The sequence below is a fragment of the Neobacillus vireti genome (assembly GCF_036962465.1).
In the GTDB taxonomy this organism is placed as follows: Bacteria; Bacillota; Bacilli; order Bacillales; family Cytobacillaceae; genus Neobacillus; species Neobacillus vireti_B.
The window spans coordinates 187,255-201,250 of sequence record NZ_JBALNF010000025.1 but is presented as its reverse complement, the minus strand read 5'-3'; the positions used below and the strand labels follow the sequence as shown (position 1 = coordinate 201,250).

Below are 13,996 nucleotides of genomic sequence, written 5' to 3'. Positions count from 1 at the left end.
TATGCATTTTTTCTAATCAAGTTGTATTATTTATTCAATCTAACATAACCTTTCTCATCCTACCATTAGATTTTTATTGGTCAATCTAAGTCTTAAATAAAAAAAGTGACCCAAAATAGAGATACCCCCCTTTGGGTCACTGCTTATTGAACATATAAAAAAATAAGCAGAATACGAATTCGACTCTGCTTATTTCTGAATAATATGTAATTCCCGATACTCATTGGGCGTTATACCTTCGACCTTCTTAAATACCTTTCGAAAATACTTGTCGTCCTGATAACCGATCATACTGGCAATTTCATAGATTTTCAGTTCACTATTTCTTAATAATGATTTTGCCCGCTCCATGCGGATCTTGATCACATAATCGGAAATATTAACATTAAACTCTTGCTTGAATTTTCTCGAAATATATTCTCTGCTAATATAAAAATGGTCTGATATCTCTTGCAGCTTTACATCCCGATCAAAGTTTGCCTGTAAATATTTCTCTATCTCATAGATGACATTATTGCCTTTCTGGACTGTCTTTCGCTTTACTCTCTTTAAAAAGATGGAAACTTCCCGTAAAGTTCGGTTAATATAAGCTTCCAGCTCGAATGTACCATCCTCGTTAAAAAATGGATCCACCCGATATTCAATATGATTCGACACTTTTACGGCTATATCAAATTGTTTAAACCAGCGATTACTAATATTGAGATACTCATTCTCAAGAAGAAGCAACTGGCTCCAGGCTAGATAATGGCCTTCCGTATAATCTTTAGAAATTCTCTTAATCAAATCTTCAAAAGCCCTGATCTCACTTGCTTGCACAGCTAATTCAATTTCCGATGAATAGGCATAAAGATTTTTTAATTCCGGAGGATGAAGAACATCTTGCCGGTAAACCTTGGTCTCCATACTATCTAATACATTCCTGTTTAATAGCACCTGCTTTGCATGTTGATAAGAATTCATTAATTTGTTCCTTTTATTTACCTCTATTCCAACGGCAATATGACAAGAAACATTTATGACATTCAGAATTGCTTTATAGATGCGTCCCAGCAATTCTTCAATCTGGGTAAACCGATTCCAAAACACAATGACAATTTCACCTTTATTTGCCAGGTAGCGAAAGGCTATGCCGCACTCTTTTTCCTGTAGAATCTCATTCATGACGTTCAAGAGAGTAAAATAGGTTAAATCCCGATCTCCTTGAAAAGCCTCGATTGCCTTCCGATTGATCCGAACTAAAGCGACAAGGTATTTTTGTGCTTTAGTAAAACCAAATTCTTCATACCATTCTTCTTTAAGGTTATCACTATTCAATAATTGAGTGAGTTTCCGGTCCCGGTAAACTGGCTTCATTTCATTTATTAATTGATAGCTGGTTGTTTTACTATTCCGTTCCTCTTCTTCTTGTCTCCACTCCTTTACCACTTTTTCCAACGTTTGGTTTAATATTTCCGGATCAACCGGCTTTAATAAATAGTCTGAACTGCCAAAATGAATGGCTTTACGCATATAGTGGTAATCATCGTAACCAGTGACAACAATCGTTTTGCTAGTTGGCTGATGTTCTTTAATCCACTCTAATAACTGTGTACCATCCATCTTAGGCATTTTCATATCAGAAAAAATGATTTCCGGACGAAGAGTTTGAATAAGCCGGATCGCCTCTTCACCGTTACTGGCCTCATAAATCTCCGTAATGCCATTCTTTTCCCATTCTCCGAGAAGATTAATTCCCTCACGAACGTGTTTTTCATCATCGACGATTAAAACTTTCATGGATGTACCACCTCATTTTGAATATCTTTGGGAATGATTATCGTAACCGTAAATCCGCCTTCTTCGCTGCTGTCCACTTCCATTTCTACCTGACTGCTATAATAAATCTTTAACCGGTCATAAATATTCTTCAAACCAATACCAGCGCTTTTTGACTTTTCGTCACTCTCGTTGCCGGCCAATTCCCGGCGAAGCTGTTCAAGTGCATCCTCCTTAACACCAATCCCGTTATCTTGGACAGAAATGCATAAATAATCGGCATGCTCACCTCTTGCTGTTATGACAATAGTTGCTTTTTCTAGCTTTTGATCAAAACCGTGCTTAAAACAATTTTCAACAATCGGCTGTAAGATCATTTTCGGTACTAGAACCTCTTCTATACTTTTTTCAATATCTAATTCAAACTCAAACTGTTCGTCAAATCGTTGCTTTTGTAAATTAAGATAGGATTTAACATGGTTTACCTCTGCTAAGAATGGGACAATATCATCCTTCATATTCATGCTGTAACGCATGATGTTCGATAATGAGTTTAATAATGAATACACCTGAACCGCCTTTAATTTTAAGGCAAGCGTTCCAATCGACTGAAAAGCATTATAGAGAAAATGCGGATTTATTTGGGACTGGAGAACCCTTAACTGGGAAGATTTATTTTCAATCTCTAGTTTATATTCGCGTTCAATTAATTCATTTATTTTCGAAATCATTAATTTAAAATGCCTTCCCAGCATCCCAATTTCATCATTCCCTAATGACTCAAAATCTGCTTCAAACACACCTTTTTCTACTTTTTTCATATTAGCGATTAATACTTTGATTGGAGCAGTGAGTCTCAAAGAGATGAACATAGTAGCAAATAAAACGATAATAAGTGTAATAATGACAATGATTATATTGGTAAATACAGTCTGCCTCGCTCCTTGATAAAGTACATTATAAGGAATTCTCTTAACAATGTACCAGTTTTTAAACGAATCAGAGAACTTTTGGTAGACAATAACGCCTGAAAATTTTTCGTCTTTCCATTCAAGACTTTTATTACCCTCCGGTTCCTTTTTTAGTTGTTTAAACCAGGCATCCTTATTGGTCTTTCCAATTACGTTGTTTTTTGAAGAATACACGACAACCCCATCTTCATTCATTATGTATAAGTCTTCAATCCCATCCGTATATAACCTTCCCGAAATATCTCTTATCTTGGAGAGATTAATATCAATAGATACAAAGCCTAAAATAGTATCTAGTGGTACATCTCTAATAATCGTATGGAAACTTAAAACCTGATTTTTCTCGGAATTAGGAATCACCGACAAGTTATTGTAACTATAAATCTCATGAGGGGGTTCAATAACGGAAAAGTCATGAGACCGGCTTAAGCGGGAATAGAAGGGATTGGACAAGATACTCTCGTATTTCCCCCTGCCGCTAATCCTGGAGTGATAGTTAGTAAAGGAATCTTTCCCCTTATCTATATAAAGGTGCATTTGTTCGACTTCTGGCCGGGAATTAAAGGTATAGGCAAGCATTCTCCGTACTTCTTCTTGATTACTGCTTAGGTTGTCAGAAATACCAACCCTCATTACCGACATAAATGGTGTATATCGATATAAAACAGTCGACATTTGTGCGACATCTTCTAAATAAGTGCTTAGCTCTGCTTCCCCTTTAACAATTAAATCATGATTCGTAGAGACAAAGCGGTCATTTATTGACTTTGTGGTTTGATAATACGTGATCGTAATGGCAATTCCAAAAGGGAGTATAATGACAGCCATCAGAGTGATAATTAATTTAGTTCGGATTCCCCATTGCATTAGCTCTTGGGCTAGTCCCTAAACTTGAACTAGCCTCCCCCCTTTTCTAAGTGATACTAAATTCCCCACCATTTTAGCACAAGAAAACAACGTAATAAAATGTGTCTATTTTAATATGTAAAAATCGACAGTTCAATATTTTCCACCCTATTGGTCAATGTAAGCCGTTTCATAATTTTTCAAAACCCCTAAAATGAAGGTATAGGAGGTGCAGTCAGTGAATAATCACAGTGAGTTAGAAAGTTCAGCATTACCTGGCAAAGCTAGTATAAAAATTTCAGAGTCATCTTCTTTAAATAAAAAGAAGAAGCTAAAAGACGCAGGGTTGTTTGCCCTATTTGTCGGACCAGTATTTTTAGCGTTTACCATTATTGTCTTAATTCCCTTCTTTACGGGTATCTATTACGCATTCACCGATTGGAACGGAATAACAGGAGATATCAAATGGGTTGGTCTCGACAACTTTAAATACCTATTTACACAGGACAAGCAATTTCAAGATTCCTTTATTCTTACAACCAAATATACCGTTGTAGCCATTGTTTTAACAAATATGATTGGTTTTGGTTTAGCCATCCTAGTTACACAGATGTTGAAAACAAGAAATATATTGCGAACCGTTTTCTTCATGCCAAACATGGTTGGAGGTTTGTTATTAGGCTTTATCTGGCAATTCATTTTTGTTAAAGGCTTTGCTTCACTTGGACAGTTAACGCATATTCCATTTTTCGAATTACCTTGGTTAGGGGATGCTAATACCGCGTTCTGGGGAATTGTCATTGTAAGTGTATGGCAAGGAGCAGGCTACATTATGATTATCTATATTGCAGCCTTGCAAAATGTTCCGCAAGAATTAATTGAAGCAGCTAAAATCGATGGGGCAAACAGATGGCAGATTCTTCGCCATATTACAATGCCACTAGTAGCTCCGGCCGTTACCGTCTGTTTATTTTTAACAACTGCATCATCATTTAAAATTTTTGACGCAAACCTGTCACTAACTGGCGGCGGACCGTTTAAATCGACAGAAATGTTAGCACTTAACATTTATAAGGAAGCATTTGTTAACAACCGATATGGTATCGGTGAAGCAAAGGCATTAATTTTCTTCATTGTGGTTGCTGCAATTACCATCCTTCAAGTAACAATTTCTAAGAAGAGGGAGGTTGAATCATAATGGGAAACAGATATACAGGAAAAACATTTATTGGTGAAATCTTTGCCATCCTACTTGGACTTGTCTTTTTAGTCCCATTTTATTATCTGATATCAAACTCTTTAAAACCTTTTGCAGAGATTCTAACGAACACATCTGCTTTACCAAAAACACTTATGTTCGACAACTATGTGAATGCCTTTGAAAAATTGAATTATCTAAAGGTATTTACAAATTCCGTCATTATTACAGTTATAAGTAACGTTGTTCTGGTTGTTTTTTGTTCGATGGCAGCGTATATGCTGGTTAGAACGAAAAAGAAAATTAGTAATGTAATTTTCATGACTTTCGTTGCAGCGATGATTATTCCGTTTCAATCCATAATGATCCCGCTCATTAGAACAGCTGGTAATTTTGGTTTACTAAACAGTATCTGGGGTCTTGTTATTATGTACCTAGGTTTTGGATCTGGGATGACGATTTTCTTATATCACGGGTTCATCAAAGGAATCCCGGTAGAACTTGAAGAAGCAGCCATTATCGATGGATGTACAAGGTTTGGTGTGTTTTGGAGAATTGTTTTTCCATTATTAAAGCCGATCACCGTAACCATTGTTATCCTAAACAGCTTGTGGATCTGGAATGACTACTTATTGCCATCACTGGTCCTTCAGGATCCGGAATTAAAAACCATTCCATTAGCGACCTTCTCCTTCTTTGGTCAGTACACCAAGCAATGGGATTTAGCTTTGGCAGGACTTGTTCTTGGTATCATACCTTTGTTAATATTCTTCTTTTCAATGCAGAAACACATTATCAAAGGGATTACGAGCGGTTCTATCAAGTAATCGAAAAGCGGAGGCCTTGACTAGGGCTGAAGCTGGACAACTTTCACTAGGGTCAACCTCTGCTGCCGGCTTGTTCTGACAGCAGGGATTTATAAATTAGATATATAATTCAGGAGGGAAAACAAATGGCATTTAAAAAATATTCAATCGCAGCGGGAATTTTATCAGCTTCACTTCTTCTAGGAGCTTGCGGCAACAGTGACAGCGCATCTGGAACGAAAAAAGACAGCGGCAGCAAAGATGGTAAAGTCGTAGTTGATATCTTTAACGGTAAGGTTGAAATCGCAGATCAGTTGAAAGCGTTAACAGATAAATATACAAAAGAACATCCAAACGTAACTTTTAATATTGAATCAGTCGGAGGCGGCGCTGATGGTGCGGCAGCCCTTAAAGCAAAATTCGCTTCAAATAAAGCACCTGACATCTTTGGAAACGGCGGATACCAAGAAGCTATTACTTGGAAGGATAAGTTAGAAGATCTATCAGACCAGCCTTGGGTAAAGGATGCATATGAGGATGCATTAAAACCAATGACAATGGATGGAAAACTCTATGGCCAGCCAGTAAACATGGAAGGTTACGGTTTTGCTTACAATAAGAAGTTATTTGAAAAAGCAGGTATTACCGAACTTCCTAAAACCTACTCAGAATTAGAAGCAGCTGCGAAGAAGCTTAAAGCTGCAGGAATCACTCCTTTCTCCGTTGGCTACGCGGAATGGTGGGTATTAGCAAACCATGGTCTTAACGTACCATTTGCTTACCAACAAGCAGATGACGAAAACTTTATCCCTGGTTTAAATGAAGGTAAATCTAAGATTGCAGGAAACAAATACTTTGAAGACTACTTTAAACTTGTTGATTTAACAGTTAAGTATGGAAACAAAAATCCATTAACGACTGACTATAATACAGAAGTTACTCAATTTGCTAATGGCGAAACGGCCATGATTCAACAAGGTAACTGGATTCAGCCAATGCTTGATAAGTTAAGTCCAAATATGGAGGTCGGCTTTATTCCTCTAGCACTTACAGATGATGCGGCACAAGCTGATAAATTAATGGTTGACGTACCAACTAACTGGGTTGTTTATAACAAAGCACCTAATGCAGACAAAAAGGCTGCAAAAGATTTCTTAAATTGGATGGTAACTTCTGAAGAGGGTAAGACAGCTTTAGTTAAAGATTTCAAATATGTTCCTGCCTTTAAAACAATTGAAGCTAAAGCAGAAGATATTGGACCTCTAGGCGCTGACCTTCAAAAGTACTCTAAAGAAGGAAAAACGTATTCTTGGCAGTTTATGAAATATCCTGATGGTGCCGGACAAGAATTTGGTGCAACACTACAAGCATATGTGGGCGGTCAAAAAACAAAAGAAGAAGCTATGAAAGCTCTTGACGAAACATGGGCTAAGTTAAAAAAATAAGATTATAAATCTTTAAAGGCTCCTCTCGCTGTGAGAAGAGCCTTTATTTTATTCACTGTCAGATGTGTTTACCATGATGCCGGCTACTTGCGTTAATCGCTCATAAAAGGCTATTCCTGCAGGGTTCTGATCAAGACCAATTTCCTGGAAGGCCTCCTTCATACATTGCAGCCAATGCTCAGCTCTTGTTGGCGTCACTTCGAATGGAAGATGTCTCGCTCTCATCGCCGGCGGACCAAATTCTTGACTATAAAGTGCTGGACCTCCTAAAAATTGCGGTAAGAACATACGCTGTTTTCGTTTGATTTCTTCCATATCTCCTTGAAAAAGTGGGGCTAGGACTGGATCAGCATAAACACGTGGATAAAATGCATTGACTAGCTTATCAATCGTTTCCTGTCCGCCAATTTCACTATATAATGACTTAAAATTATAATCCATGTTTCTCACCATCCACTATTAATTTTCCCCTATTTACATAATAATAAAGGCAAACTAAATAGAGTATAGTGATGTAAATCACTGCTATAGAAAGTAGTTATGAGGCCCACCCTAATTTTAATATGGTATTCTAAAATAAACTGGTTATTCTCCTAAGAGGTGCAAATGATGAATAAAGCATGGTTCTATGTTGGTTTAACTTGTGTGTTTGAATGGATCTGGGTTTACGGGTTTAACACAGCACATACATGGTGGCAGTGGGCATTGGTTATAGCTGTCATTTTGTGGGATTATCATATCCTCCCGAAAGCTTGTGAAACCCTCCCAACAGGCACGGTATATGCTATTTTTGCTGGGGTTGGTACGATTGGTACAGTATTAATGGATGTATTCCTTTTTGGCGGCAACATCAGCCTGGGGGAAACCTTTTTTATCTCCGTCATTATTATTGGTGTAATTGGGTTAAATCTTTCCGATAATAAGGAAGATAAAGCAGCCATGAAAGGGGCTGCATAACGATGGGCTGGTTATTAGTTCTGTTAGCTGCTGCCAGTGAGGTTATTGGTGCTGTTGGGTTAAAATTGTATAGTCAGCAAAAGAATGTTCGGAATGGAATTGTTTATATTGGCGGATTCGGGACCTCGCTTGCTTTTTTATATGGATCGTTTCAGTTTCTTCAACTGAGTATCGCCTATGCCGTTTGGATTGGAATTGGAACTGCTGGGGCTGTTTTCATTAATATGTTTCTTTTGGGTGAATCTAAAAGCGCTGGACGTATTTTTAGTGTTGTATTAATTATTATCGGGGTCATAGGGTTAAATGCCCTATCTTAAAAAATCTGTCAGCAGGCCGCTGACAGATTTTTTTTAGCTATTTAAGATATCTTCAATTCTTGCTAATTCTTCGTCAGTAAAGTCAAGGTTGTTCAAAGCCGCAACATTTTCTTCAATTTGGCTGACACGGCTCGCACCAATTAAAACAGTTGTCACTTTTCCGCCGCGTAATACCCATGAAAGAGCCATCTGCGATAAGCTTTGACCACGTTCAACAGCCATTTCGTTTAATTTCCGGACTTGTTCTAGTACTTCCGGTGTAACATGTTCTTTTTGTAAGAATCCTGTTGGACTCGCTGCACGGGAGTCTGCTGGAATTCCTGTTAAGTATTTGTTCGTTAACAAGCCTTGTGCTAATGGACTAAAGGCAATCGAGCCAACTCCATTTTCTTGTAACACATCCTGCAATCCATCTTCAATCCATCTGTTAAACATCGAATATTTAGGCTGATGGATTAGCAGCGGTGTACCTAACTGATTCAAGATTTTAATGGCTTCAGTGGTCTGCTCGGCACCGTAATTAGAAATACCAACATAGAGCGCTTTGCCTTGACGGACAATCGAGTCTAAAGCAGTCATGGTCTCTTCAATTGGTGTATTCGGATCCAGACGATGGGAGTAAAAAATATCTACATAATCAAGGCCCATTCGTTTGAGACTTTGATCTAAGCTAGAGATTAGATATTTCCTGGAACCCCAATCTCCATATGGACCAGGCCACATATAATAGCCTGCTTTTGTTGAAATGACCATTTCATCACGATAAGGAGCGAAATCTGTCTTTAACATACGGCCAAACATTTCTTCCGCAGAACCTGCTGGCGGGCCGTAATTATTGGCTAAATCGAAGTGGGTAATTCCTAAATCAAAGGCTCTTCTCAGCATGTCCCTGCCATTTTCGTATGTATCGACGCCGCCAAAATTATGCCAGAGTCCCAAAGATATAGCCGGAAGCAATAACCCGGAGCGGCCAGTTCGATTGTATTTCATGGTTTCGTAACGATTTTCTGCTGCTTGGTAAACCAAAGTAATCCCCTCACTTTTCTTATGTAAACCCTTCCACTATTATAATCGACTTGGGTTTATTTCTAAAGGATTGTTGCTTGGCAACTAAAGTCTATTTTCACCCCTACCTTATCCTCGCTAATTCCTCTAAGAACGCTGGTCTTCTTTTATGTTTTTCCCTTAACTCCGTAATTAGATGGTGGGAAGCCATTGGCCCGCAAGCTTTTTTATACGATTTAATCATGGCACAGACTTTCCGGTATTTTTTTCGATCAGTCGCTTCATCTGCTGATTGATTAATATATTGAGAAAACACATCGTTAACTTCATTAGGATAATCCTTAATTATATATGGATAATATTCCGTAATTACCAAGTGATTTTGCTGACAATAGCGCAAAAGCTCTGCTTTCAAATTCTCCTGTATTAAAATTGATACATACGTAGAAGGCTGGTATTTCTGCCGGCCAAATTCATCAACAATTCCTTGTAAAATGGATTCCCATTCACTTGTGGGATATAACTCTTTTAACTTTTGATAGTATTTAAATTCATTTTTAAATAAAAGCTCCCTTGCTAACTCCCTTTGCTTCTCCATTTCCCCAAGCATTTCGTATGCTTGAAAGCGATATTCCTTCCATTCTTTTACAAGACCAGGATATGCCTGATCTTCTGCCTCTCCGTCTAAACAAAGCTGGGGAGATTGTGAACCCCTCATATCTGTCGAAATCCATTCGCGCCCTGTCCTTCGGGAGTTATGAACCCTTCTTATCTGTCGAAAACCATTCGTACTCTGGCCTTCAGGGGTTATGAAGCCCTCTTATCTGTCGAAAACCATTCGTACTCTGGCCTTCAGGGGTTATGAACTCCTCTTATCTGTCGAAATCCATTCGTGCCCTGTCCTTCGGGGGTTATGAAGCCCTCTTATCTGTCGAAATCCACTCGTACTCTGGCCTTAAGGGGTTATGAACTCTTATTATCTGTCGAAATCCATTCGTACTCTGGCCCTCAGGGGTTATGGACCTTTCTTATCTGCCGAATTCCAATCGTGCCCTGTCCTTCGGGGGTTATGAACCCTTCTTATCTGTCGAATTCCAATCGTGCCCTGTCCTTCAGGGGTTATGGCCCCCCCGATACACTTGATTTTTCAATTTAAAATATAAAAAGCCGGAAGCAACTAATGCTTTCCGGCATACTTTGGATTAAAGTTGTTCGCCATTAGTGGCAATCACATCTTTATACCAGAAGAAGGATTTTTTCTTGCTGCGTTCTAATGATCCGCTGCCGTCATCGTGTCGATCAACATAAATGAATCCGTAACGCTTGGACATTTCTCCAGTAGATGCACTCACTAGGTCGATACAGCCCCAAGGAGTATATCCCATTAGGTTAACACCATCTTTGATTGCTTCACCCATCGCTTTAATATGGTCTCTTAAATAATCAATCCGATAATCATCGTTGATGGAACCATCTGCTTCTACTGTATCTTTTGCCCCAAGACCATTTTCTACAATGAATAAAGGTACTTGATAACGGTCATAAAGTTTGTTTAATGAGATGCGAAGACCCTCTGGATCAATCTCCCAGCCCCAATCACTTGCTTTAAGGAAAGGATTTTTCACACCGCCGATGATGTTACCAGATGCACCTTCTTCGTTCTCTTTTTGTTTCTTTTCAGTACGGGACATGTAATAACTAAATCCGATGTAATCAACCGTACCTTCTTTAATAATCTCCAAATCGCCTTCTTGAATATCTAATTTAATAGCATTCTCCTCAAAATAACGTTTGGCAAATGCAGGATATTCACCACGAACTTGGACATCCCCACAATAATAGTTAAAAATTTGTTCTTCTCTTAAAGCATACATAACATTATCAGGATTGCTATCGAAAGCATAAACTGGAGCATATACAAGCATACAGCCAATTTGTGAACCAGGAATGATTTCGTGTCCAATTTTCACAGCTAAGGCACTAGCTACAAATTGATGATGTAATCCTTGGAAACTTTCTTGTAAACGCGCTTCTTCACTTGAGGCAGAGAAACCTAAGCCGAAAAGCGGGAAATGTGTTGCTCCATTAATCTCGTTAAAAGTCATCCAATACTTTACTTTATTTTTATAACGATCAAAAATCGTTCTTACATAACGCTCAAAGAAACCTATTAGTTTACGATTTTTCCAAGCACCATATTCTTTGATGAGGTGTAATGGTGTTTCATAGTGTGAAATAGTTACTACTGGTTCAATACCATGTTTGTGTAACTCATCAAAAACGCGGTCGTAAAAAGCTAAACCTTCTTCATTTGGAGTTTCTTCGTCTCCTCTTGGGAAAATTCGTGACCAAGCAATTGACATACGGAATACTTTAAAACCCATCTCCGCAAAAAGTGCAATATCTTCTTTATAGCGGTGGTAAAAATCGATTCCTTCGTGATTTGGATAGTGATACTTATCTTGCTCTATTTCATAATTAAAACCAGGCTTCATAAGAAGTTCTAAGCGGACTTTTCCTCCAGGAAGGACATCAGCAAGATTTAAGCCTTTCCCACCTTCTTGATATGCTCCTTCTAATTGGTTGGCTGCGGTTGCCCCGCCCCATAAAAAGCCTTCTGGAAATTTACTCATTATAGTCACCTCATATAAGAATTATTGTATTTATGTTGGAGACAGGGGAATTAAGATTCCCCCGATCTATACTTTACTGTAATGCCAGGAATGCTTCACGAGCATTAATTTTTCCTTGTTTAACTGGTTCAATAGCTTGATAACGGTCAGGATTTGTTATAATGACTGGTGTAATTAAGTCATATCCTTCTGCCTTAATGGCACCCATATCGAAGGTTACAAGTGTTTGGCCCACTTCAACAAAGTCGCCATCTTTCACATATGCTGTGAAATGTTTTCCTTCTAGTCTTACTGTTTCCAAACCAACATGGATTAGTATTTCTGCTCCATTATCACTTGTAATACCGATGGCATGCTTTGTTTTAAAAATAGTTGTTACTCTTCCAGTGACAGGAGAAACTACTTTTCCTTCCTGCGGTTGGATGGCTAACCCTTTACCCATAATTCCAGTAGAGAACGTTGGGTCATTTACTTCACTTAATGCTTTTACTTCTCCCTTTAAAGGGCTGAATACTTTTTCTGCTGCTACTACTAATTCAGGCTTAGTGTCTACTGTGTTAGTTTCTGACGCTGTTGTTGTATCTTGCTCTTCTTCACTTTCTACATCCTCAAATCCCATAAAGAATGCTGCAACTGCACCAGCCGCGAAAGCAATTGGGAATCCTAAAGCTGCCCAGACAAATGTGTCACCTACAAAAGAAGCTAATCCTGGTAACCCTGCATTACCGCCAAGGATAAAGTATTTTACACCAAGAGCGCTGTAATAAGCTCCACCAACGGCTCCACCGATAAGTCCACCAATAAATGGCTTCTTAAAGCGCATATTTACACCGTACATAGCCGGCTCGGTAACACCCATAACAGCAGTTAAGCTAGTAGTCATTGCTAATGATTTAAACGATTTGTTTTTAGAACGTAATGATACAGCAAATGTTGCTCCAGCTTGTCCCATGTTTGCCATAAACATCGAAGGCATAATAACATCGTACCCTTTAGTTGCAATATTGTTCATTGCAATTGGTAAAAACGCATAGTGCATACCTGTCATAATGATTAATGACCAAGTTCCACCTAATAAAGCTCCTGCAAATAAACCTGCGTGATCAAATAGTGCTCCTACACCTGCAGAAAGCCAGTTTCCGATAATTGAACCTAATGGGCCAACCGCAATTAAAGTAACTGGAACAACAATTAGTAATGTTAATGTTGGAACGAAGATCAGTTTAAACATGCTAGGGATAATACGGTCAACCCATTTTTCTACATATGCTGCAATCCAGATGGCAAGCAGGATTGGAATAACAGTCGAAGAATAGGTGACCGCCGTTACAGGAAGACCAAGGAAGTGAACCGGCTTACCTGCACTTAATAATGCTGTTATTGTTGGATGTAACAGTGCTGCTCCTATTGCTGCTGCAACGTAAATGTTGCTGCCAAATTTTCTAGCTGCACTTACTGCCAGCAGGATAGGTAAGAAATAAAACGCTCCATCACCAATTGCATTTAAAATAGTGTAAATTTGACTCGTAGCTGTAAGCCAGTGAAACGTTAGGGCAATAGCAAGTATTCCTTTAATCATACCGGCACCAGCAATCGCTGGTAAGATCGGTGTGAATACACCAGAGATAACATCAAAAATTGCATTTAATGGGTTTTTATTTTTTTGAGACTTCTTACTAGTGCTGTCTGCCTTAATCGAGCTATTTTCTAAAATAGCGTTATATACCTTTGGAACATCGTTTCCGATAATAATTTGAAACTGATCGCCGCTTATATTAGTACCCATAATTCCAGGAACCTTTTCTAAATTTTTACGGTCGACCTTACTATTATCTTGTAAATTGAAACGTAATCTCGTCATACAGTGAATAACATTCTGAACATTTCCTTCACCGCCGACAAGTTCTACAATACTTATAGCTGTTTTTTTGTAGTCCATGGTGTGACCTCCTGATTTTCTGTAAAAAAATAACCTAAGTAACAAGAGATGGAATCGATCAAATGGTCCCCACCCGTGCTCCTTAGGTTTTGCCTGCAATACCAGTAACAATCCTATTTTA

Annotated in this window: 12 protein-coding genes; 5 read left to right on the top strand and 7 right to left on the bottom strand. The window is 38.5% G+C overall.

All coding sequences use genetic code 11. The annotated features are described in order from the left end of the window. Nucleotides 1-189: 189 nt before the first annotated feature. Both V7077_RS11475 and V7077_RS11470 read right to left on the bottom strand, forming a co-directional pair. A complete protein-coding gene (locus V7077_RS11475; protein WP_335501518.1) occupies nt 190-1,779 on the bottom strand; it encodes a response regulator in 1,590 nt (529 codons plus the stop codon). After that, nucleotides 1,776-3,596: a sensor histidine kinase gene (locus V7077_RS11470; RefSeq protein WP_335501516.1), complete on the bottom strand. Its 1,821-nt coding sequence runs from the start codon at nt 3,594-3,596 to the stop codon at nt 1,776-1,778. Before V7077_RS11470 ends, V7077_RS11475 begins: the two co-directional genes overlap by 4 nt. A gap of 217 nt (nt 3,597-3,813) precedes the next feature. Here V7077_RS11470 and V7077_RS11465 point away from each other — a divergent pair, with 217 nt between their 5' ends. From V7077_RS11465 to V7077_RS11455, 3 genes are all read left to right on the top strand, one after another. Then, nucleotides 3,814-4,773, top strand: coding sequence for a carbohydrate ABC transporter permease (locus V7077_RS11465; RefSeq protein ID WP_335501514.1), 960 nt, complete (start codon nt 3,814-3,816; stop codon nt 4,771-4,773). Continuing rightward, nucleotides 4,773-5,600 (top strand): carbohydrate ABC transporter permease, encoded by an 828-nt coding sequence (locus tag V7077_RS11460; protein WP_335501513.1) that lies wholly within the window; start codon nt 4,773-4,775, stop codon nt 5,598-5,600. The genes V7077_RS11465 and V7077_RS11460 overlap by 1 nt, the downstream gene beginning before the upstream one ends. 125 nt (nt 5,601-5,725) lie before the next feature. After that, the gene (locus tag V7077_RS11455) at nt 5,726-7,024 is read left to right on the top strand and encodes an ABC transporter substrate-binding protein (protein ID WP_335501512.1); all 1,299 of its coding nucleotides are present in this window, start codon (nt 5,726-5,728) and stop codon (nt 7,022-7,024) included. Nucleotides 7,025-7,072: 48 nt separating this feature from the next. Here the strand turns inward: V7077_RS11455 and V7077_RS11450 are convergent, their stop codons facing one another. Beyond that, nucleotides 7,073-7,465 (bottom strand): globin, encoded by a 393-nt coding sequence (locus V7077_RS11450; RefSeq protein ID WP_335501509.1) that lies wholly within the window; start codon nt 7,463-7,465, stop codon nt 7,073-7,075. Between the two features lie 165 nt (nt 7,466-7,630). On the opposite strand from V7077_RS11450, the gene V7077_RS11445 reads away from it, so the two are divergent. Further along, complete coding sequence (locus tag V7077_RS11445) at nt 7,631-7,981, top strand: DMT family transporter (RefSeq protein WP_335501507.1); 351 nt, start codon at nt 7,631-7,633, stop codon at nt 7,979-7,981. Between the two features lie 2 nt (nt 7,982-7,983). Beyond that, nucleotides 7,984-8,298: a DMT family transporter gene (locus V7077_RS11440; RefSeq protein ID WP_335501505.1), complete on the top strand. Its 315-nt coding sequence runs from the start codon at nt 7,984-7,986 to the stop codon at nt 8,296-8,298. Between the two features lie 33 nt (nt 8,299-8,331). Here V7077_RS11440 and mgrA read toward each other — a convergent pair whose 3' ends face one another. The 4 genes from mgrA to V7077_RS11420 form a co-directional block, all read right to left on the bottom strand. Then, nucleotides 8,332-9,324, bottom strand: coding sequence for an L-glyceraldehyde 3-phosphate reductase (mgrA, locus tag V7077_RS11435; protein ID WP_335501503.1), 993 nt, complete (start codon nt 9,322-9,324; stop codon nt 8,332-8,334). 103 nt (nt 9,325-9,427) lie between these two features. Next, on the bottom strand, nt 9,428-10,021 hold the full coding sequence (locus V7077_RS11430; protein WP_335501501.1) for a hypothetical protein: 594 nt from the start codon (nt 10,019-10,021) through the stop codon (nt 9,428-9,430). 484 nt (nt 10,022-10,505) lie between these two features. Further along, nucleotides 10,506-11,936 carry a glycoside hydrolase family 1 protein gene (locus tag V7077_RS11425; protein WP_335501499.1) on the bottom strand — a complete coding sequence of 477 codons (1,431 nt, stop codon included), beginning with the start codon at nt 11,934-11,936 and terminating at the stop codon, nt 10,506-10,508. A gap of 73 nt (nt 11,937-12,009) precedes the next feature. Then, a complete protein-coding gene (locus V7077_RS11420) occupies nt 12,010-13,875 on the bottom strand; it encodes a beta-glucoside-specific PTS transporter subunit IIABC (RefSeq protein ID WP_335501497.1) in 1,866 nt (621 codons plus the stop codon). Between the last annotated feature and the right edge of the window lie 121 nt (nt 13,876-13,996).

What these genes read in the sequence shown, in the direction of transcription:
- V7077_RS11425 (WP_335501499.1), bottom strand. Translation starts at nt 11,936, where the DNA reads ATGAGTAAATTTCCAGAAGGCTTTTTATGGGGCGGGGCAACCGCAGCC.
- V7077_RS11455 (WP_335501512.1), top strand. Translation starts at nt 5,726, where the DNA reads ATGGCATTTAAAAAATATTCAATCGCAGCGGGAATTTTATCAGCTTCA.
- V7077_RS11430 (WP_335501501.1), bottom strand. Translation starts at nt 10,021, where the DNA reads ATGAGGGGTTCACAATCTCCCCAGCTTTGTTTAGACGGAGAGGCAGAA.
- V7077_RS11460 (WP_335501513.1), top strand. Translation starts at nt 4,773, where the DNA reads ATGGGAAACAGATATACAGGAAAAACATTTATTGGTGAAATCTTTGCC.
- V7077_RS11475 (WP_335501518.1), bottom strand. Translation starts at nt 1,779, where the DNA reads ATGAAAGTTTTAATCGTCGATGATGAAAAACACGTTCGTGAGGGAATT.
- V7077_RS11450 (WP_335501509.1), bottom strand. Translation starts at nt 7,465, where the DNA reads ATGGATTATAATTTTAAGTCATTATATAGTGAAATTGGCGGACAGGAA.
- V7077_RS11470 (WP_335501516.1), bottom strand. Translation starts at nt 3,596, where the DNA reads ATGCAATGGGGAATCCGAACTAAATTAATTATCACTCTGATGGCTGTC.
- V7077_RS11420 (WP_335501497.1), bottom strand. Translation starts at nt 13,875, where the DNA reads ATGGACTACAAAAAAACAGCTATAAGTATTGTAGAACTTGTCGGCGGT.
- V7077_RS11445 (WP_335501507.1), top strand. Translation starts at nt 7,631, where the DNA reads ATGATGAATAAAGCATGGTTCTATGTTGGTTTAACTTGTGTGTTTGAA.
- V7077_RS11440 (WP_335501505.1), top strand. Translation starts at nt 7,984, where the DNA reads ATGGGCTGGTTATTAGTTCTGTTAGCTGCTGCCAGTGAGGTTATTGGT.